Here is a 19,598-nt window from a genome sequence, read left to right on the forward strand (position 1 = left end):
TTTCCGGGGAAGCCGTGTCTTACGGGTGTCACCGGAGGCAGGTGATGGAAGGGAGCTTCGGCATGGCGGCACTGCACAGGTGCGCTCGATGACGACCTCGGCGAGAACGGAACCGCTCGCGGCGGGCGAGACCGTGCTGGACGACGTGACGCTGGTCGCGCGCGCCCGCGACGGCGAGATCCGCGCGTACGAGCAGCTCGTCCTGCGGTTCCAGGGGCCGATGTACCGGCTGGCGCTGCGGATGCTCGGGAACAAAGGGGACGCCGAGGACGTCGTCCAGGAGGTATTCCTCGTCGCCTGGCGGCGGCTCGACCAGTTGCAGGAGGACGCGGCGTTCGTCGGCTGGCTCTATCGGATGACGACCAACCGGTGCCTGAACGTGATCCGCGCCAGGAAGCCGGTGGCCGAGGTCGAGCTGGACCAGCAGGAGTCCACCGGTTCGGCGGGGCGGCCGGAGCGCGCGGCGGAGACGAGCGCGCAGATGACGGCGCTGACCGGGGCGCTGGACGAGCTGACCGCCGAGCAACGGGCCTGCTGGCTGTTGCGCGAGGTCCACGGGCGCTCCTACGAAGAGATCGCGAAGGCGATCGGGGCGACCACCACCGCGGTGCGCGGACGCATCGCGCGAGCACGAGCACAGTTGGCGGAGGTGATGGCGCCATGGCGATGAACCACGCGACCCGGGACTACCTGCTGCCGTGCGGCCGTGATGTGGAACAGATCTGGGACCGGCTCGACGAGGTCGACGCCGGCCGGGCGGACCAGCACGAACTCGACTGCCCGCACTGCCGGGCGACCCGCGAAAGCCTCCGGGTGCTGCGCGGGCTGACCAGTGAACTGGCCGAAGACGACGCCGAGCCGTCGCCGGATCTCACCAGCCGGATCATGTCGGCGATCCGCGCCGAGGTGCGGCGCCGCGACCTCGTGCCGCTGGCCAGCCCGGAACCGGGCGAGGTGCAGGTGAGCGATCAGGCGGTCGCGGCGGTGCTCAGGTTCGCCGCGGACTCCGTGGCCGGTGTCCGCGCGCGGCGCTGCCGGGTCCACCGGTCGGGGGAAGACGCCGACGCGCTGGCCGTGGACGTGGAGCTGAGCCTCGCGATCGCGCATGATTTCGACGGTGACTCGCTGGACCTGGTCCGCGAGCGGGTCACGGCGGCGGCCGGCGCCAGGGTGGGTCTCCGGCTGGCCCGGCTCGATCTGGTGGTGGAGGACATCTATGACGCGTGAGCAGGCCCCGGCCAGACCCTCGGTCGAGACGGTGATCTCCCCGCCGGTGATCGCGGCCGTCGCCGCGCACGCCGCGGCCCAGGTCCCCGGCGTGGTCCGCCTGGAACCCGGGCTGCGCGGCCTGGCCGGTTCGCTGACCCGGATCGCCCGGCAGCGGATCAAAGGCCTCGAACCGGCGCCGACGGAAGGGGTCCGCGCGTTCGTCGAGCACGATCCGCCGGACGTCCGGGTGGAGATCGACCTCTCCCTCTCCGGGCTGGACCAGGCCGCGGCGACGGCGCAGGCGGTGCAGCGTGCCGTCGGCAAGGCGGTCACCGAGGCGACCGGGCTCACCCCGTCGGCCGTCTCGGTGTCCATTTTGGACATCGAAATCCGTGGAGGACTGTTGTGACCGCACGATCCGAACTGACCGCGTCCCTGCTGAGCACGCTGCGCGAGGTGCCGGGGCTGCGCGCGGCCACGCCGTCGACCACCGCCGCCGCCTCGGCGGTGCCGTGGGACCTCGACGTGATGGCCGTCGACATCACCGAGAACGTCGTCGAGATCCGCGTGGTCGCGCTGGAGGTGCCGATCCCGCCGCTCACGGAGGTCGCCGGGGCGGCTTTGCGCGCGGTACTCACCGGAACCCCGTGGGAGAACGCGGACCTGCGGATCGTCGTGACCGATGTCGACGCCGCCGCGCTCGTTCCCTGACACGAAGATCGCGGTGGGGCCCCCCCCGCGCGGGGGCCCCCCCCCCCANCTTTGCGCGCGGTACTCACCGGAACCCCGTGGGAGAACGCGGACCTGCGGATCGTCGTGACCGATGTCGACGCCGCCGCGCTCGTTCCCTGACACGAAGATCGCGGTGGCCACGCCCGGGAGCGTGGCCACCGCGATCATGGTGTGGGGACCTAGTTCTTGTTGGTGCCCGGCGTCAGCACCTTGTCGATGACGAAGACGGTGGCGTTCTTGGTGGGGATGTTGCCGCACAGGACCTTGGCGCCGTTGACGGTCATGTTCTCGCCGGAACCCTCGATCTTGACCGGTCCGCCCGCGGTGTTCAGGCTCTCCACGGACTTGGCGGACTCCAGGCCCTTGGCGTCGTAACGCTTGCCGACGACGTGGTACTGCAGGATCGGGGCCAGCTGGTCGGGCTTGCCGGCGAGTTCGTTGAACTTGGCGTCGCCCAGTGCCTGGAAGGCCGGGTCCGCCGGGGCGAACACGGTGATGGCCTGCTGGCTGTTGAGGGTGTCGACCAGGTTGGTGGCCTTCACCGCGGCGACCAGCTTGGTCAGCAGCGGGTTGGTCGAGGCGGCGCTGGCGACGGGCTGCGGGCCCATCGAGTCCAGCGAGCCGGGCTCGCTGCCCTGCGGCAGCTGCGAACAGGCCGGGCCGAACACGTCTGCGTTGGTGGTGACCCCGTCACCAGAGGCGGCGCTGGACATCGGGGCCGACATCGACGAGGACGGGGCGGGCGCGGGGGCGCTGCTGGAGCTGCCGGATGAAGCGCTGTCGTTGCTGCTGCAGGCGGCCAGGGCCAGCGCGGTGACCGCGGTGAAACCGATTCCTGCGACGCGAAGCTTGCTCACGGAAAATCACTCCATTTGTTTTTCGGACTCTTGCCGGGTATTCGGATCTACCGCGAAATCGGATTGCCACTCTTTCGAGTGACGCCGATCACCGTGCGGTGAAACTGATGACGTGCCAGCCCGTCGCACCGTCCGGAACGGTTCCGGCGCGGGCGTCGGTCTGGGTGTAGCCGGATTTGTCGACAGCCCGGACGGTGACCTGGTGACTGCCGGGCGGCACGTCGAATTCGGTCCACCACATCCGCCAGGTGTCGACGTTGACCTCTCGGGAAAGCGTTGCGGGCTGCCAGTTCCCGTTCGCGCCGAGGCGGACTTCGACCCGCTCGACGCCGGTGTGCTGTGCCCACGCCACGCCCGAGATCCGGACCTTGCCCGCGGGCACCGTTTCGAATCCTTTCGGACTGTCGATCCTGGACTGCGTTTTGATCGGGGCCTGTTCACCCCAGCCGCGGTCGAGCCAGTACGCGCGGCGCGCTTTCCAGGTGGTGATCTCCAGGTCCTTGACCCATTTCGTCGCCGAAACGTAGCCGTAGAGACCGGGGATCACCATTCGCGCGGGAAAACCGTGTTCGACCGGGAGCGGTTCGCCGTTCATCCCGATCGCCAGCATCGCACCGCGCTCCGGGTCGAGCGCGGCGACGACCGGGCTGCCCGCCGTCCAGCCGTCGGTGCTGGTCGAGAAGATCTGCTCGGCACCGGGCAGGACTTCGGCCTCCCGCAGCAGATCTCCGAGGTCGACGCCGATGAAGTTCGCCGTGGACACATAGGTCCCCCCGACCTCGTTGGACACGCAGGTCATGGTGATGGTGCGCTCGATCAGCGGACGATTGCGGATGTCGTCGTAGGTGTACCGCTTTTCGTTGCGCACCATGCCGTGCAGGCGCAGGCTCCAGTCCTCGGCGCGGACCTGCGGCACCGACAGCGCGGTGTCGACGCGGTAGAAGTCGCGGTTCGAGGTGAGGAACGTCGGCGTGCCCAGTTTGGCGAAATCCGCGTCTGCAGGGATCGGCGGTGCCGGCTCGGCGGGAACGAGCCGTCCGATAGCGGTCCGGGAAGACTCCGCGTCCCGGGTGCCGGCGAGGAACTGCCCTCCTGCACCCGCCGCACCCGCGGCGACGACGGCACCGGCTCCGGCCACCAGCACCGACCTGCGTGACGGCGCGGCGCCCGAGGCCTCGACCTGGGGCTTGACCGAGGCCAGGCGATGCAACCAGAGGAACACGCCGACCCCGGTGATCAGGCTGGCCAGCGGCGCGAGCAGCGCGACGGCCGAGAGGTCGGGGCGTTGCGACACGGCGAGCCCGCCCAGCAACCCGAAGGCGGCGATCAGCACGACCCCCGGAAGCGGTGACCGGCGCGAGACGATGCCCGCCACGGCGGCGGCCAGGACCATCACGACGGCCATCCCGCCGAGCAGCACGAGCTTGTCGTAGACGCCGAACGTCCGGACCGCGAAATCCTTCAGCTCCACCGGCGTCAGATCGATCGCCCCGTTACCGACCGCGAGGTACGGCGAGGCGTTGGCGCTGATGAACCCGGCCACCAGATGACCGGCCGCCAGCGCCGCGGCGAGAGCCACGACACCGATCAGCGCCGCCCCGGAGAGCGGGAGACGTGGTTCCCGGTCGGTCCGCGAAGTCTTCATGCCGGGTATTCGGCGCCGCCCGGCCCACGGACTGGTTTTCCTTTCGCCGCAAGGAAAAGGCCGGTTTCACACAGGGCCTCGCCCAGTATTCGTGGCGGACCCGTTCGCGGACAGGTCACGAAAGGGACACGACCCCGAACGCGTAACTCGCGTGCTCAGGGACGTAACTCGCGTGCTCAGGGACGTAACTCGCGTGATTGGAGACCGCACTCGCGAGTTACGCCCCTGATCACGCGAGTTACGCCGGTGATCACGCGAGTCACGCCACCCACCCGAGTTGCCCTGCTCACCCCGGCTTGCATGGTCATACACACCTATGCATATACTTCCATCATGTCCAAGGTACTCACCTCTCTGCCTGTCGGCGAACGCGTCGGGATCGCCTTCTCCGGCGGCCTCGACACCTCGGTAGCGGTCGCGTGGATGCGCGAGAAGGGTGCAGTGCCGTGCACCTACACCGCTGACATCGGCCAATACGACGAGCCCGACATCGCGTCGGTCCCGGGCCGGGCGAAGGCCTACGGCGCCGAGATCGCGCGCGCCGTCGACTGCAAGGCCGCGCTGGTCGAGGAAGGCCTCGCCGCGCTGTCCTGCGGCGCCTTCCACATCCGAAACGGCGGCCGCACCTACTTCAACACGACCCCGCTCGGCCGCGCCGTCACCGGCACCCTGCTGGTGCGCGCGATGCTCGAGGACGACGTCCAGATCTGGGGCGACGGGTCCACCTTCAAGGGCAACGACATCGAGCGGTTCTACCGCTACGGCCTGCTCGCGAACCCGTCCCTGCGGATCTACAAGCCGTGGCTGGACGCCGCCTTCGTCAGCGAGCTCGGCGGCCGCAAGGAGATGTCCGAGTGGCTGCAGGCCCACGACCTGCCGTACCGGGACAGCACCGAGAAGGCCTACTCCACCGACGCGAACATCTGGGGCGCGACGCACGAGGCCAAGTCGCTGGAGCATCTCGACACCGGTATCGAGATCGTGAACCCGATCATGGGCGTCCGGTTCTGGGACCCCGAGGTCGAGATCGCCCCCGAGGACGTCACGATCGGCTTCGAGCAGGGCCGCCCGGTGACGATCAACGGCAAGGAGTTCGCCACCGCGGTCGACCTGGTCCTGGAGGCCAACGCCATCGGCGGGCGGCACGGGCTCGGCATGTCCGATCAGATCGAGAACCGGATCATCGAGGCCAAGAGCCGCGGTATCTACGAGGCGCCGGGGATGGCGCTGCTGCACGCGGCGTACGAGCGGCTCGTCAACGCGATCCACAACGAGGACACCCTCGCCAGCTACCACAACGAAGGCCGTCGTCTCGGCAGGCTCATGTACGAAGGCCGCTGGCTGGACCCGCAGGCGATGATGCTGCGCGAGTCGCTGCAGCGGTGGGTCGGCGCGGCCGTCACCGGCGAGGTCACCCTGCGGCTGCGGCGCGGCGAGGACTACTCGATCCTCGACACCACCGGCCCGTTCTTCAGCTACCACCCGGACAAGCTGTCCATGGAGCGCACCGAGGACTCGGCGTTCGGCCCGGTGGACCGGATCGGCCAGCTCACCATGCGGAACCTCGACATCGCGGACTCGCGCGCCAAACTCGAGCAGTACGCCGGGCTCGGCATGGTCGGCGGCGGGCACCCGACGCTGATCGGTGCCGCGCAGGCCGCGTCGACCGGCCTGATCGGGGCCATGGACGCGGGCGGCGCGCAGGCGATCGCCTCGCGCGGCAAGGCTTCGGCCGAGGACGAACTGCTGGACCACGCCGCGATCGAATCCGGCACCGACTGACCCGAAAACACCGGGACGCGAAAGCGCCGGGCGCGCGGCATCGAAGCCGTACGCCCGGCGCTGTTCTTCATCCGGTCAGCCGCCGAGCTTCGACCGCCGTTCCGTCAGCTCGTCGACCAGACGGGTGATCTCGACCTGCCCGATCGCTTCGGCCAGCACGGCGACCGACGCGATACTCTCGATCCGGTACTGGACCGGCACGCCGCCGGAGGCACTCGACCGCGCCTCGGCATCCGCCTTCTTTTCCGCCTCGACGGACGAGAAGACGCTCCCGGCTCCGCCGTTGACACAGGTGATCGAAGCCGAGCCGTTCAACGGCAGGCTGGCGGTTTCCCGGCAACTGCCCGCGGGGCGGCCACCGATGGTCACGTTCGCGGTCATCGTGGCGTTGACCTGGCCGCTGACCTTCCCGCCGCTGCTGGCCGAGGCGGAGTTGGACACGTTCGCCGTCACCGTGCAGCCCGACGAGCTGCACGCGACCGTGGCCGCGCCGTTCATGTCGAACCGCACACTGGTGTCGACGGCACCGGACAGCTTCTTGGTGTTCGTCGTCAGGTCTTCGTAGACGGCGTCGGTCTCCCGCGTGGACAAGGCGTCCACATCGGACTCACCGAGGCCGGCGCCGGACGGCATCGGCGGCTGTGACTCCGAGCCGGGCATGGACGGTATCCCGCCGGGCATTTTCAGGGAGTAGCGGAGAAGGCGGTGCGGCGCCTCCTTCGAGACGAACAGGTCACCCGCCGGCGTGCTCGCCTTGAGCGCCGGAACGTCCCGGACGGTCTCGTTCTGGTCGGCGGGGATGTCCTCCGCCCGGTCCAGCGCCGCGCGCAGCCGGGCGGCGAGTTTCTCCGGGGATTCGAACTGCTGCACAGCCGGGCCGAACAGCGCGTCCTCGCCGGTGATCCACCGGTCCTTGAGCTCGTCGGTCCCGCCCGTGTCCGCCATCGCCCCGGGCAGCATGCCGTCCGGCGCCTTGAAGTAGACCTTGCCGCCGACGACCAGGATGTCGATCTTCTTGCCCCGGAAGGACATCGTGCCGGACGTCTCGCCGTGCGCGGTGGTCTTGACGTCGGTCTTGATCATCCCGCCGACCCCGGAGGTGCTGTTCCGGACGGCGGGCGCCGAGGAAAGCCCGGCGAGCGCCTGCTCGAAGGGTTCGCGGTCCCCTTTCGACGGCCACAGGAGCCAGGTCGTCAGACCCGCGAGGAGCACCACCACCAGTCCGGCGATCCCGCCGAACAGCAGCCACCGGGGTTTCCGGGCGGGCGGCCCCGGTACCGGTTGCGGGACCCAGCCCTGCGGCGGCGGCCACTGCGCGCCTCCGGGTGGGAATGTTTGCTCCACGTCGCCCTCCATCACTGTTTTCACCGGACGACCTCACGCTAGGGAGCGATGATGAAAACTTGATGAAACGCGATCGGGTGCCCCGGCCGCGCCGGGCGGACGCGGCCGGGGCGGGCATCTATCCCTTGCGCGCGAACGAGATCCGGTGCAGTCCGCCAGGGGTCTCGTCGGCGAGGTACAGTTCGCCGTTCTGGTCGGTGCCGAAGGTGGTGGCGTCGAGCGGGAACTCGCCGATCCGGGCGCTTTCGTAGGTGCCGTCGGTCTTCTTGCGGACGGCCCAGGCCGTTCCCTGGCAGAAGTCGGTGGCGAGGTAGGTCCCGCCGGCCAGTGCCGCGTACTTCCTGCCGCGGTAGACGTGCCCACCGATCACCGCGCAGCCCTCCGCGCCGGAGATGTAGTGGAAGACCGGATCGGTGTAGGTCACGCCGTCCTCACAGCGTGTCTCGTCGAAGACGACCGGCCCCTCTTTGCAGGACCAGCCGAAGTTCGCGCCGCCCTTGCCCCTGGCGAGGTGGTCGACCTCCTCGAACCGGCCCTGGCCGACGTCGCCGATCCACAGCGAACCATCGGCCGGGTCGAAGGAGAACCGCCACGGATTGCGCAGCCCGTACGACCAGATCTCCGGACGCGCGCCCGCCACGCCGGCGAACGGATTGCCGGCCGGGACGCAGTATTTCAGCGGATGGCACGCGCGGTTGACGTCGATGCGCAGGATCTTGCCCAGCAACGTGTCCAGCCGCTGCCCGGTGGCCAGCGGATCGCCCCCGCCGCCGCCGTCGCCGATCCCCCAGTACAGGTACCCGTCCGGGCCGAACGCGAGCTGGCCGCCGTTGTGGTTGGGGAATTCGGAATGCGGCTGGGTGATCAGCTCGGTGAGCTCGCCGGTGTCCAGCCGGACCCGGGACAGCGTCACCGCGCTGTCGGACTTGCGGGTGTACGCGACGTAGACCCGCCTGTCCTTCGCGATCGCCAGCCCGAGCAACCCGCGCTCGACGTCCGCGCCGTTCACCTTGGCGCTGATGTCGAGAACCGGCTTCGCGGCGAGCCCGGTCCGGGGATGGTAGGCCCGGACGACGCCCCGCTTCTCCACGACGAGGATCCGGCCGCTGCCGTCGTTCATCGCCGTGATCGCGGTCGGGTTGACCAGCCCGGACGCGACCTTGGTCGCCGTGGCGGTCAGCTCGCCGAGCGGAACTCCCCGCGCTCCCAGGGGTTCCGCGCTGCTCGCGGCCGGGAGCAGCGTCCCGGCCAAGGCGAGCCCGGCCACCAGGGACAACCCCCGGCGGAGGTGCCGTCGCGTCATGAGGACTCCAATCACCAGTGAATGGTCTGGTCCAATTCAACAGCGACCGGAGGAGCGGCGGTACCTCCATCCGCGAGCTTTCCGTCGGTTTCTTTCCGGCGAAGAGCCGTTCTCTACTCGCCCAAGATCGTTTTCCTGACGTTCACCCATCGTTCGGGGCAATTCGGACATGAGCCATACCCCTGAGTAGCCGCTTGTATGACCTCTGTATGCTCCGCTCTCGCTCGATGGGATGATTCATCCCCCACTCGGGCGAGCCGTTGCGGTCGGGGCCTGTGGTCGCACACGGCACTGGCATTCGTGGTCCGTATCCGGATGGGAGACACATGCACGGCAGGTCAGTTCTGGTTCGCGGCGGGATCGCGGTGGCCTCCGCGGCCGTCGCGCTGACGATGGCCGCTCCGGCCGCCCTCGCCGACGACGGCGCGGCGCGTGGCCGGGTCATCGAAAAGGAAGGCGAACGCGGGTTCGGCATCAACTTCGAGAGCGGGAAGCCCGCCGGCGCGGTGCTGTTCACGCTCAAGCTGTCCGACGGCAGCAAGCTCAAGATGTACTGCGTGCAGGTCGAGGTCGGCATGCGGACCGACCAGGACATGATCGAGCGTCCGTGGAACAAGTACCCGGACACCAAGTCGCCGTTCAACAAGAACAGCTCGAAGCTCAACTGGGTGCTGCACCACGGCTACCCGGCGGCGTCGGTGAAGGCGCTCGAAGGCACGCTCGGCAAGAGCGACGTCAAGTTCAACGATGGCCTGTCCGTCAAGGAGGCCATCACCGCGACGCAGGCCGCGGTGTGGCACTTCAGTGACGGCAAGGACCTGAAGCGCGCCAACCCGGTTTCGGGCGAGGGCGCCGGGGAGTCCGCCGCCGACGTGCTGGCGGTCTACGACTACCTCGTCGGCAAGGACAACGTCGGCATCGGCCAGCAGCCGAAGCCGACCCTCGACATCGGCCCGGCCAAGGCCTCGGGCGCCACCGGCACCCGGATCGGCCCGTTCAGCATCGCCACCAGCGGTGACATCACCGAGCTGACGAGCAAGCTGCCCGAGGGCGTCAAGGTCACCGACGCCGACGGCAAGGCGATCAAGGCCGCCGACATCAAGGACGGCACCAAGGTCTACGTCGACGTCCCCAAGGACGCCAAGGACGGCTCCGGCACCTTCTCGCTGAAGGTCAGCGGCCACCTCGACACCGGCCGCCTGTTCGTGGGCGAGAACTACGACAAGGTGCCCGCCCAGTCCCTGATCGTCGCGCAGTCCGAGAAGACCTCGGTCGCCGCGAACGCGACCGCGAGCTGGAAGCAGGGCGGCGCGCCCGTCACCGAAACCCCGGCCCCCACCACCCCCGGTGGCGCCGAATCGGGTGGCGGCGACGAGCTGGCCAACACCGGTGCTTCCGCGACCATGCCGCTGATCATCGGCGGCGCGCTCCTCGGCGCGGGTGTGCTGATGGTGCTGCTGGTGCGCCGTCGCCGTAGCGAGGCGTAAGAACCGAACGAAGAACGGGGCCGGTCCTTTGTGGACCGGCCCCGTTTTCGCGTTCAGCGGTCGTAGTACCGGCCCGGCGTATGCCCGAAGGCGCGGCGGAAGACGTCGATGAACGCGCTGGTGGACGACCAGCCGCAGGCATGCGCCACCGCGGTCACCGGGGTGTCCTCGGCCAAGAGGACCAAGGCGCGGTAGAGCCGCAGCTGCGTACGCCATTGCGGGAAGGTCATGCCGAGGTCGGCTTTGAAGAGCCGCGCGAGGGTGCGGTCACTCGCCCCGGCCCGCGCGCCGAGAGCGGCCAGCGTCCGGCCGTCGGCCGGATCGGCGCTGAGGATCTCGCACACTGCGCGCAGCCGCGGGTCGACCGGTGTCGGCAGGTGCAGGGGTTGCTGCGGCGAGGCACGAAGCTGATCGAGCAGTACCGCGCGCAGCCGCCGTCGTTCCGGTGAGTCGTCGTGCGGCGGATCGGTGTAGGCGCGGATGAGTTCGCGCAGGAGCGGTCCGACGGCCAGCACGCTCGGTTCGTTCAGCCGCAACGGGTTCACGGTGGCGGGCAGGCCGACGAGCCGGAGTTCGAGGTCGCCGTGCGCCTGATGGGCGTGCACGGTCCCGGCAGGCACCCAGACGGCCCTCGTGGCGGGCGCGACCCAGGAACCCTTGTCGGTGGTGATGGCCAGTACGCCACGAGCGGCGTAGGCGACCTGGTGATCGTCGTGGCGGTGCGCGTCGATCGTCATGCCGGAGGCCAGGGAGCGGACCTGGGTCGGCGCCGAGGGCATGTGGCGGATTTCCGTCATCGTTTGTCATTTTATCGGAAGCGCGACACCGCGCTCCGCGACGAGCATGGCGACGTGTCGAAGAACAAAGCGATCGCCCTGCTGTCGGCCGGGCACGCGTGTGTGGACGTGTACCAAGGTTCGGTCGCCGCGCTGGTGCCGTTCTTCGCGGCCGAACGCGCCTACGGCTACGCGGCGGTGTCCGGCATCGTGCTCGCCGCTTCACTGCTGTCGTCGGTGGCGCAGCCGTTGTTCGGCGCGCTGACCGATCGTTGGGCGATGCCGTGGTTGCTGCCGTCCGCCACGCTCCTCGGCGGGCTCGGCATCGCCCTCGGCGGACTGGCCGGCTCCTACCCCCTGACGCTGGCTTTCGTCGCCGTGTCGGGAATCGGGGTGGCCGCCTACCATCCCGAGGCCGCACGGGCCGCGAGGATCGCCGGCGGTGGCAGCCATACGGCCATGGGCTGGTTCTCCCTCGGCGGGAACATCGGCTTCGCCGCCGCTCCCGTACTCGTCGCCGCCGTCATGGCCCTCGGCGGGCTGCGGATGTCACCACTTCTCGTCGTACCGGCGCTGGCCGGTTCCGTGCTGTGCCTGCCCGTGCTGCGTGCCCTCGCCAGGACCGCCCGCACTGGCGGCTCGTCAGCGGAGGCGACAGGGGTCGACGACTGGAGGTCGTTCGCGAAGCTGTCGGCGGCCGTCGTCTTCCGCTCGATCGTGTTCGTCGGCCTGAGCACGTTCGTCTCGCTCTACGCGCAGCAACGGGCCGGAGGCGGCACGGCGACGGGCAGCGCCGCGCTGTTCCTGCTCTACCTCGGCGGCGCCGCGGGTACGTTGCTCGGCAGCAGGCTGGCCGGGCGCCGGGACCGCGTCATCGTGGTGCGCCGGTCCTATCCGGCCACCGTCGCCGCGGTCTCGGGTGTCGTCTTCGTGCCGGGCCCGGCCTTCTTTCCCTTCGTCCTGCTGGCTGCGGTGGGCCTGTACATCCCGTTCTCCCTGCAGATCACGCTCGCGCAGGACTACCTCCCCACGCGCGTCGGCACCGCCAGTGGCGTCACCCTCGGCCTGACGGTCAGCATCGGCGGTCTCGCGAGCCCGGTCATCGGAACGGTCGCCGACCACACCTCCTTGCGTACGGCCTTGGTCCCGTTGATCGCGCTGCCTCTCTTGGGCTGGCTCGTATCACGCTCACTGACGGAGCCGGGCGCGCCGAAGGGCTCGGATGAGCGGAATGCGCCCGAAGGCATGAACCTGACCGGCGAGAGGATCCGGTGACGGAAAACGTCCGTCCATTGTGGATACGCAATACTTTTCCGGGAATCCTGAAGAAGCACGCCCATGCGGACGCACGTGCACGAATTCGTCTGTTCGTGTGATAGTCAAACCACAATTTCTCGCCTGGAACCGCACTATTGGGGACACTGGACTGTCGGAGACCAAACGGGGGGACACCGCATGGACTACCTGGGACGGCGCTCGCATCAGCCGGAAGCAGCCTGGAAGAGCGGTGGGGCCGGACGATGACCGCCCCGGCCGACCTCGGAGTCCCCGCGAATCGGCCTTGGCAGATCCCCGCGGCGCCCGCCGTGTTCGAAGCGCGGGAACGGTTCACCGCCGAACTCGACCGGCTCTGGCACGACGGCACCGGACGGCGGCTGATGGTGGTGAGCGGGGTGGGCGGAGTCGGCAAGACCTCGCTCGCGCTGGACTGGCTCGACCGCAGGGCGGACGAGTTCCCCCACGGCATCCTCTACAGCGATCTCGGTGGCGCACGCGAGCAGCCGCCGGAGGATCCCGGCGAGGTCCTGCACGGATTCCTGACCGCGCTCGGCAGTTCGCCCGCCGAGATTCCGTCGAGCCTCGACCAGCGAGCGGCGGCGTTCCGCACGGCCACCGCCTCGCGGCGGATGGCGATGCTGCTCGACGACGCGGCTTCCGTCGCCCAGGTCCGCCCGCTCCTGCCCGCCGGGCAGGAGACTGTCGTCGTCGTCACCAGCCGGTGGCGGCTCACCGATCTGGGTATCGACGGCGCGCAGTTCGTCGATCTCCCGCCACTCACCGATTCCCAGGCACGGGCGCTGTTCGAGCGGTACACCGGAACCGAACGCCTCCGGTCCGATCCGCCCGCCGCCACGGAGATCGTGTCCTCGTGCGGCGGGCTTCCCCTCGCGCTCTCGGTGGCGGCCGCCCGGCTGAGAACCCGGCCGCGACGAACCCTAGCCCGCGAAGCCGCCGCCTACGGACGTTGGACGTCGACAGGGGGCAGTTCTACCGACAAGGCGCTTTCGTTGAACGCGATCTTCGAGGTCGTCTATGAGGGTCTCCCGCAGAGCGCGGCGCGGGTCTACCTGGCGTGCGGAGTGCACCCCGGGCCCTTCGTGTCCACCGAGCCGCTGGCCGCCGCGCTCGGCCGCCCGGTCGGCTCCGTCGAGGACGACGTCGACGAGCTGATCGAGGCGAACCTCCTCACCGAAACCGGTGAAGACCGGTTCGTCCAGCACATGGTGCTGCACAGTGACGCGCGCGCACGTGCGCGCACCGCCTTGCCGGGCGACGAGCGGGAACGGCTGGGCCGGTCGTTCGCCGGGTGGTATCTCGACCGGGTCCTGGCCGCCGACGAGGCGATCCATCCCCATCGGACCCGCTACGCCACTCGCGCGCGCCGGTCGAAGGATTTCGTCGAACGCGCCGATGGCCTCGCCTGGTGGCGTGAACACCTTTCGGTGATCCGCGCCGTGTTCAGCGAGGCCGCGGAGCACGACTGGGATGACATCGTGTGGCAGTTCTGCGAGGCGTCGTGGGGGTATTTCCTCCACCACCGGGATTACCGGCCGTGGATCGCGATGAACGAACGAGGGGTGCTGGCGGCCACGAGGGCGGATCTCCCCTTGGTCCAGGCCAGGCTCAGATCCCAGCTCGGTTACGCGTACGCCAAACTCGGCCGGTACGACAAAGCGGCCGAACAGAACCTCATCGCGCTCCGCCTGGGACAGGAGGAGAACGACGGCCCGACGCAGGCGACCGCGCTTTCCCAGCTGGGCAGATCCGCACGAGGCCGCGGGGACCTCGACGGCGCCCTCGACTTCTATCGTCAGGCGGCGGATCTGCAGGAGCGGCTGGGCATCCCCCGCGGGGTGGCGCTGTGCCGGCGTCGGCAGGGCGAAGTGCTCACCGAACTCGGACGGTACAGCGAAGCCATGATCGAGCTGACCGCCGCGGCGACCGTGATGGCCCGGATCGGCGATGCCGCCCAGCATGCCCGATCCGCCATGGCCCTCGCCCGCATCCAGGCGGCCGAGGGGCGGGCCGAAGACGCGATCGGCAGGCTGACCGAGTCGCTACGAACGGTGCGAGCACTCGATTCCCCTTACTACACCGCCGAGATCCTGACCGCACTCGGCCACATCGAGCTGCAGAGCGGCCGAGAGCAGGAAGGCGCCGGCCATCTCGCCGAAGCTCAGGCCTTCTACGCCGACCGGGGCGACGCCCACACCGGTGCCACCGGAGACGGCACGCAACCGTGAGGTCCAGTCCTCCCGCTCGGACCGGCGCGGTTTCACCGCCATCGACACCGTCTTCGTCCGGCCGGCGATGACGTAGCCGTCCGGATGGACCACGATCGCGACAGTCGCACCGAGGTGGCGGTTCAGCGCGTCCTCGGCGGCGATCCGTGCCCGGTCGCCGGTCCGGACGTCTTGCAGGAGCAGGATGTCCCCCGCCCTCGCCCAGGCGCCCGGCACGGCCGCGAGTACATCGCCGTCGTGACCGTCGATCCGCAGGCGAATACGGGCGACACCCGGCGCGGGACTGTGGACCGCGTACACGATGCCCATGTCGTCACCCCTCGATCGGGAGCGGCGCGGGCAGCATCGGGATCGACGGCGGGCAGTCCGGCTCGGGCAGTCCCACGAGGCGGTACATGGCAGACCGCAGGATCCCCGCCGCACGGCCCGGCCTGGAGCTGATCGCCGCTCCGGCGACCGAGGACAAGCGTTCCTGGCGGCGAATGGCTTCGGCCTCCTGGAACCGCAACGGCCCCGGCTCCAGGATCGGCGCGTTCTCCCGGACGAGGTCGGCGATGCTGCCGGGCCGCAGCCGGTCGCTCGGCCCGGCGGCCAGGGTGACCGGGCAGCCGATCGCGGCGGCGTACGCGGTGGTCGAACCGTGGTCGCCGATCACCCAGTCCGACGCGATCATGGTCGCCTGCCAGCCTCGGTCCGGCGGGATGAGCCGCAGCCCCGCCTCGACGCAGTCGGACAGCCAGGCCGTCACCTGCCTGCGTCCGTGCACGGTCCACACGTTGGGGTGCAACACCGCCGCGACCGAATATCCCGATGAGGGAAGCGCGTCGAGAACCGCCCTGCAGAGGCTCGGGACCCGGCCGAAGATGGAGTCGGTCGACCACGTCGAGCTGATCGTCACCAGCCGCCGGCGTGGATTCAGCCCCAACGTCTGCCGGTAGTGCTCGCGAAACCGGCCGCCGTCGATCATCCGGTCCAGGCAGATGTCGCCTGCCACCGTCGCGACGGGCAACGCTTCCGGGCACAGGGATCCGAGCGCCGCCCGTTCCTCCTCGGTGGCCAGCGCGAGCACCGAGGGAAGAATGCGGCCCCGATAGGTCAGGAGTTCGCGGTCGAGGCCGGTGGCCGGAAGCACGGGAGTCTCGGCCTTCCAGCTGTACAGATGCGATTTCATCGTCCCCGCGCCGTGCCCCACCAGCAGGATCGGGCCGCGGAGCTGCTCGAGATGGCGATGGCTGGCCGCCAGGACGAGGTCGAACGTGTGGTGGACCGCCTGCTCCCACGGCATGAGCAGACCGTGCTGCGCGCGGACGAACTCCTCCACCCCCGGCCAATGGTCCGTGGTGTGCGGAACGGTGAACACCAGCTGGACCCGGTGGTCCGATTCGAGCAACGGCACGATGTCCAGCAGCCTCGTGCCGGCGGTCATCGTCGGGACGACGACGAGCGCCGTCCGGCACCCGGCCCGCGTCACCCGCGCCTCCGCGCCGGCCCCGACCGGGCCACGGATCCACATCTCCCTGCTCACGAGCATCCCCTCTCGTCCGTCGAATCGGAGACCGAGAGTGGCCCGAGCACCTGACACGGCCCTTTCGTACCGTGGTTGACGCCGCTGACAAAGGATCACTCCTCATCCGGTCAACGCTGGTCGCGCTGGTTCAAAACGAAAAAGAATGTGAAACTGGAGACCGAGGCGAGGGGCCGGCAGCGACACTGCCGCCGGGAAGGGGGCTGCCATGGAAGTTGCCTTCGGAGTTCTCGGGCAGACTACAGTGCGAATGCACGGGAATTTGGCCGTGAATTGGGGACGACCACGAGAAGAGGGCATCCTCGCAGCTCTGCTGACCCGTCCCGGTAAGCGTCTTTCCATCGAAAACGTAGTCGAATGGGTTTGGGACGAACAAGAACAACGGCCACGTGACCCGCGAGCTACGATGTACCAATATGTCACCCGGCTCCGCCAGCTTTTCCGGGAGACGCGCGCACCCGCGGCACTGATCACCGCGAACGGCCGGTACATCCTCGACGTCGACCCTACGTTGATCGACTACGTCGCCTTCCGCGAAGCCATGAGAGAAGCCAGGGCGTTCGGCGACAGCGATGAACACCTGCGTGCGTGCGAGGCGGCCACGGCGGCGGTACGCCTGTGGCGGGAGCATCCGCTCGCCGATCTCACGACCAGGCTCGCGGAAGAGTGGCGCACGTCGTTCATTCATTCCGATTGGATACCCGCGAACACTTTCCTGCTCGACGAACTGCTCGCTACCGGACAATCGCTCACCGCCCTGCAGCGACTGGACGAACTCGATCGCGACCATCCGAACGAGCTGGGCTTCGCCAAACTCCGTCTGAAAGCACTGAAATCCGCGGGACGCCACGGCGAAATCACGGCGTTCTACCTGAGGAAGTACCGGGCTCTTCGCGCCGACGGCGACGGGCAGGCGGCCGACGAACTCCGCGAATTCCACGAAGAGCTCGATGCCTCGGTTCCGCAATCCATTCAGGTCACCGCCGGGACCACAGACAGAAAGACCGGGCAAGTCGAGGAAAGCGTCATCCCACTACGGCGGCTGCCCCGGGATATCGATCGATTCGTCGGCCGCGCGGACGTTCTGGCGAAACTGGACTCCTTGACCATCGACGCCACCGGCGCCCCACTGGCGACGATCGTCTGCGTGACCGGGCCGCCCGGCGTCGGCAAGACGACGACCATCGGACATTGGGCCCACCGCACCGCCGAGCGCTTCGCCAACGGCGTGATCATGATCGATCTGCACGGCTTCAGCCGGACTCCGCGCTTGGAAGCCAACGACGTCGTCGACGTCCTGCTTTCGGCGCTGGACTTCCGCGTCGACCGCATCGTCAGCCCCGCAGGCCGGATGGCGAAACTGGCCACCCTCCTCTCCCAGCGGCCCGCCCTCGTCGTACTGGACAACGTGGAGAATTACGGGCACGTCCGGCCGCTGCTGGACGTATTGACGCCGTGCACGGTGATCCTCACGTCGCGACGGCGCCTGACACCGCTGACAGCCCTGCACAACGTCCCGTCGGTCTCGCTCGACCCCTTGTCGCCCGCGGAGTCGTGCGAACTACTGGCGCATCGCATGCGTAATCGCGGGCGGGACGAACCCGAACTCCTCGAGAGGCTCGCACGATTGTGCGACTGCATCCCGCTCGCCCTGAGCATCGTGGCCGACCGCGCGGCCAGCCGTGGCGGGTTGCGCCTGCGCACGCTCGCCGACCAACTGAAGGACGCGGAAACCCTCCTGACGATCGGCGACGACGGAGACGGCGCCGGAATCCATCTGCAGGCCGCGTATTCGTGGTCGTACAACGCGCTCGAAGAGGCCGAACAGCGCATGTTCCGCCTTCTCGGCCTGCACCCCGGCACGGAGATGAGCCCGGCGGCGCTGGCCTCGGCGGGAGCGATAAGCATCCCGGCCGCGCGACGGTCGCTCGACGCGCTTTTCGCCTCACATCTGATACAGCACCCAGGCGACCTCGACCGCTATCGCATGCACGACATCCTCCACCGGTACGCGACAACCCTCGCGGACCGTGAAGACGACGGCGACGGGCCCCGGCGGCGATTACTGTCGTTCTACCTGCACACGGCCTTCAACGCGCACGCGACGGTGCACCCGCACAAGCAGCGGCCACCGATGATCCCGCTCGAACCCGGCACCGTGCCACTGGACTTCGATTCCCCCGCCGCCGCCCGCCAATGGTGTTTGAACGAGCGAAGCAATCTCAACGCCTTGGTGGAGCATGCCCACCGTCATGGTCTCCACGAGCACGCCTGGCGCATCCCCCATCTCACCAGCGATATCTACGACCGGTACGGGTTCTACGACGACATCGTGAACGGACTGGCGATCGCGGCCCGATCGGCCTCCGCCGCCGGGAACCCGGAGGCCGAGGCGAGCACGCTCAACGACCTCGGCCAGGTCCATATGCTCATCGGGAACGACGAGACGGCCGATCACTACCTGCGGACCGCGTACGACCTCGTCCAGGAGCAGGGCGACGACTTCGGCAGGCTCGCCGTCCTGCTCAACAAGGCGCGGCGCCACCACCACGCCGGCCGCACGCGTGAGGCGATCACCCGGTATCGCGAATGCCTCGCGCTGGCCCACGTCGTACGCGATCCCGGCCACCTCGGCACCGCCGAGTACCGGCTGGGAGACGCGCTCGAAGTCGCGGGCGAACACGAGGCCGCGGTCGAGCATTACCGGCGCGCGCTGGAAGTTCGCCGGGAAACCGGTGACACTTCCGGGCAGATGGCCGTCCATACCGCTTTGGCGGGCGTACTGACACAACTCAGCCGGTACGACGAAGCCTCCCTGCACGGCAACAAGGCCTTGCTGCTGGCCGACGAGATACATCACCTGCCCGCGACCATGAAGTTGTACAGCGTGCTCGCCTCCCTCGCGCACGCGCAACTCAAGGATCGAGAGGCGATCCAGTACGCGAACCACGCCGTCGACCTCGCCGAGCGCACCAACAACGCCACCGGGCAGGCTCGGGCTCTCGCCACCCTTGGCCGCATCCTCGCCGATCGGGGAAACTCCCCTGACGCCCGTGATGTTCTCGAACGCGCGGTAGGCCTCTACCGTGACCGGGGGCGCCACGCGAAGGCTGTCGAACTGGAGGCGCGGATCGCCGAACTCGGCAAAGAGCCGCTTACCATTCCGGCAGCCAGGCGAAGAGGCGACGAGGACACCGTCGCGATGCTGCCGCCGTCCCGGCAGACAGCCGAGAACTACACGGACAGGTGAACTCGCCCGGTCGCAACCAGGTAGCGGCCGCCCGTCTTTCGGCTGATTTTCGCAGCTAGCGCTTGCGCGGAGGCAACTTTCCGTAAAGACAGCGCTGTCAAGGCTCTCTTGTTGCCACTTGATCGAGACAGCCCACAGCCCCTACTGTGGCTTATCCGAGTTCA

At 69.0% G+C, this 19,598-nt stretch carries 15 protein-coding genes; 9 read left to right on the plus strand and 6 right to left on the minus strand.

The window, feature by feature from the left end:
* Positions 1-88 precede the first annotated feature (88 nt).
* From ACXIZN_RS21605 to ACXIZN_RS21620, 4 genes are read left to right on the plus strand one after another with little or no spacing between them, the layout of a single operon-like run.
* The gene (locus ACXIZN_RS21605) at positions 89-670 is read left to right on the plus strand and encodes an RNA polymerase sigma factor (protein ID WP_457956515.1); all 582 of its coding nucleotides are present in this window, start codon (positions 89-91) and stop codon (positions 668-670) included.
* Positions 661-1,227 (plus strand): Asp23/Gls24 family envelope stress response protein, encoded by a 567-nt coding sequence (locus ACXIZN_RS21610; RefSeq protein ID WP_457956516.1) that lies wholly within the window; start codon positions 661-663, stop codon positions 1,225-1,227. Before ACXIZN_RS21605 ends, ACXIZN_RS21610 begins: the two co-directional genes overlap by 10 nt.
* Positions 1,217-1,618 carry an Asp23/Gls24 family envelope stress response protein gene (locus ACXIZN_RS21615; RefSeq protein ID WP_457956517.1) on the plus strand — a complete coding sequence of 134 codons (402 nt, stop codon included), beginning with the start codon at positions 1,217-1,219 and terminating at the stop codon, positions 1,616-1,618. The genes ACXIZN_RS21610 and ACXIZN_RS21615 overlap by 11 nt, the downstream gene beginning before the upstream one ends.
* A complete protein-coding gene (locus ACXIZN_RS21620; protein ID WP_457956518.1) occupies positions 1,615-1,920 on the plus strand; it encodes a hypothetical protein in 306 nt (101 codons plus the stop codon). Before ACXIZN_RS21615 ends, ACXIZN_RS21620 begins: the two co-directional genes overlap by 4 nt.
* 200 nt (positions 1,921-2,120) lie before the next feature.
* Here the strand turns inward: ACXIZN_RS21620 and ACXIZN_RS21625 are convergent, their stop codons facing one another.
* Positions 2,121-2,798 (minus strand): fasciclin domain-containing protein, encoded by a 678-nt coding sequence (locus ACXIZN_RS21625; RefSeq protein ID WP_457956519.1) that lies wholly within the window; start codon positions 2,796-2,798, stop codon positions 2,121-2,123.
* 88 nt (positions 2,799-2,886) lie between these two features.
* A complete protein-coding gene (locus ACXIZN_RS21630; protein WP_457956520.1) occupies positions 2,887-4,443 on the minus strand; it encodes a molybdopterin-dependent oxidoreductase in 1,557 nt (518 codons plus the stop codon).
* A 333-nt stretch (positions 4,444-4,776) separates the two neighbouring features.
* Between ACXIZN_RS21630 and argG the strand changes: the two genes are divergently transcribed.
* Positions 4,777-6,225 carry an argininosuccinate synthase gene (argG, locus tag ACXIZN_RS21635; RefSeq protein ID WP_192745727.1) on the plus strand — a complete coding sequence of 483 codons (1,449 nt, stop codon included), beginning with the start codon at positions 4,777-4,779 and terminating at the stop codon, positions 6,223-6,225.
* Between the two features lie 75 nt (positions 6,226-6,300).
* Here the strand turns inward: argG and ACXIZN_RS21640 are convergent, their stop codons facing one another.
* Together ACXIZN_RS21640 and ACXIZN_RS21645 are read right to left on the minus strand one after the other, a co-directional pair.
* A complete protein-coding gene (locus ACXIZN_RS21640) occupies positions 6,301-7,569 on the minus strand; it encodes an SON protein (protein ID WP_457956521.1) in 1,269 nt (422 codons plus the stop codon).
* Positions 7,570-7,687: 118 nt separating this feature from the next.
* Positions 7,688-8,872 (minus strand): PQQ-dependent sugar dehydrogenase, encoded by a 1,185-nt coding sequence (locus ACXIZN_RS21645; protein WP_457956522.1) that lies wholly within the window; start codon positions 8,870-8,872, stop codon positions 7,688-7,690.
* Positions 8,873-9,198: 326 nt separating this feature from the next.
* Between ACXIZN_RS21645 and ACXIZN_RS21650 the strand changes: the two genes are divergently transcribed.
* Positions 9,199-10,359 carry a Cys-Gln thioester bond-forming surface protein gene (locus ACXIZN_RS21650; RefSeq protein WP_457956524.1) on the plus strand — a complete coding sequence of 387 codons (1,161 nt, stop codon included), beginning with the start codon at positions 9,199-9,201 and terminating at the stop codon, positions 10,357-10,359.
* Between the two features lie 53 nt (positions 10,360-10,412).
* Here ACXIZN_RS21650 and ACXIZN_RS21655 read toward each other — a convergent pair whose 3' ends face one another.
* Positions 10,413-11,156 carry an AraC family transcriptional regulator gene (locus ACXIZN_RS21655; protein ID WP_457956525.1) on the minus strand — a complete coding sequence of 248 codons (744 nt, stop codon included), beginning with the start codon at positions 11,154-11,156 and terminating at the stop codon, positions 10,413-10,415.
* A 54-nt stretch (positions 11,157-11,210) separates the two neighbouring features.
* Here ACXIZN_RS21655 and ACXIZN_RS21660 point away from each other — a divergent pair, with 54 nt between their 5' ends.
* On the plus strand, positions 11,211-12,410 hold the full coding sequence (locus tag ACXIZN_RS21660) for an MFS transporter (protein ID WP_457956526.1): 1,200 nt from the start codon (positions 11,211-11,213) through the stop codon (positions 12,408-12,410).
* A gap of 245 nt (positions 12,411-12,655) precedes the next feature.
* On the plus strand, positions 12,656-14,659 hold the full coding sequence (locus ACXIZN_RS21665; RefSeq protein ID WP_457956527.1) for a tetratricopeptide repeat protein: 2,004 nt from the start codon (positions 12,656-12,658) through the stop codon (positions 14,657-14,659).
* A 313-nt stretch (positions 14,660-14,972) separates the two neighbouring features.
* Here ACXIZN_RS21665 and ACXIZN_RS21670 read toward each other — a convergent pair whose 3' ends face one another.
* Complete coding sequence (locus ACXIZN_RS21670; RefSeq protein ID WP_457956528.1) at positions 14,973-16,190, minus strand: hypothetical protein; 1,218 nt, start codon at positions 16,188-16,190, stop codon at positions 14,973-14,975.
* A gap of 400 nt (positions 16,191-16,590) precedes the next feature.
* Here ACXIZN_RS21670 and ACXIZN_RS21675 point away from each other — a divergent pair, with 400 nt between their 5' ends.
* A complete protein-coding gene (locus tag ACXIZN_RS21675) occupies positions 16,591-19,434 on the plus strand; it encodes an ATP-binding protein (protein ID WP_457956529.1) in 2,844 nt (947 codons plus the stop codon).
* Positions 19,435-19,598 lie beyond the last annotated feature (164 nt).

The sequence above is a fragment of the Amycolatopsis sp. TRM77291 genome, from assembly GCF_054166285.1.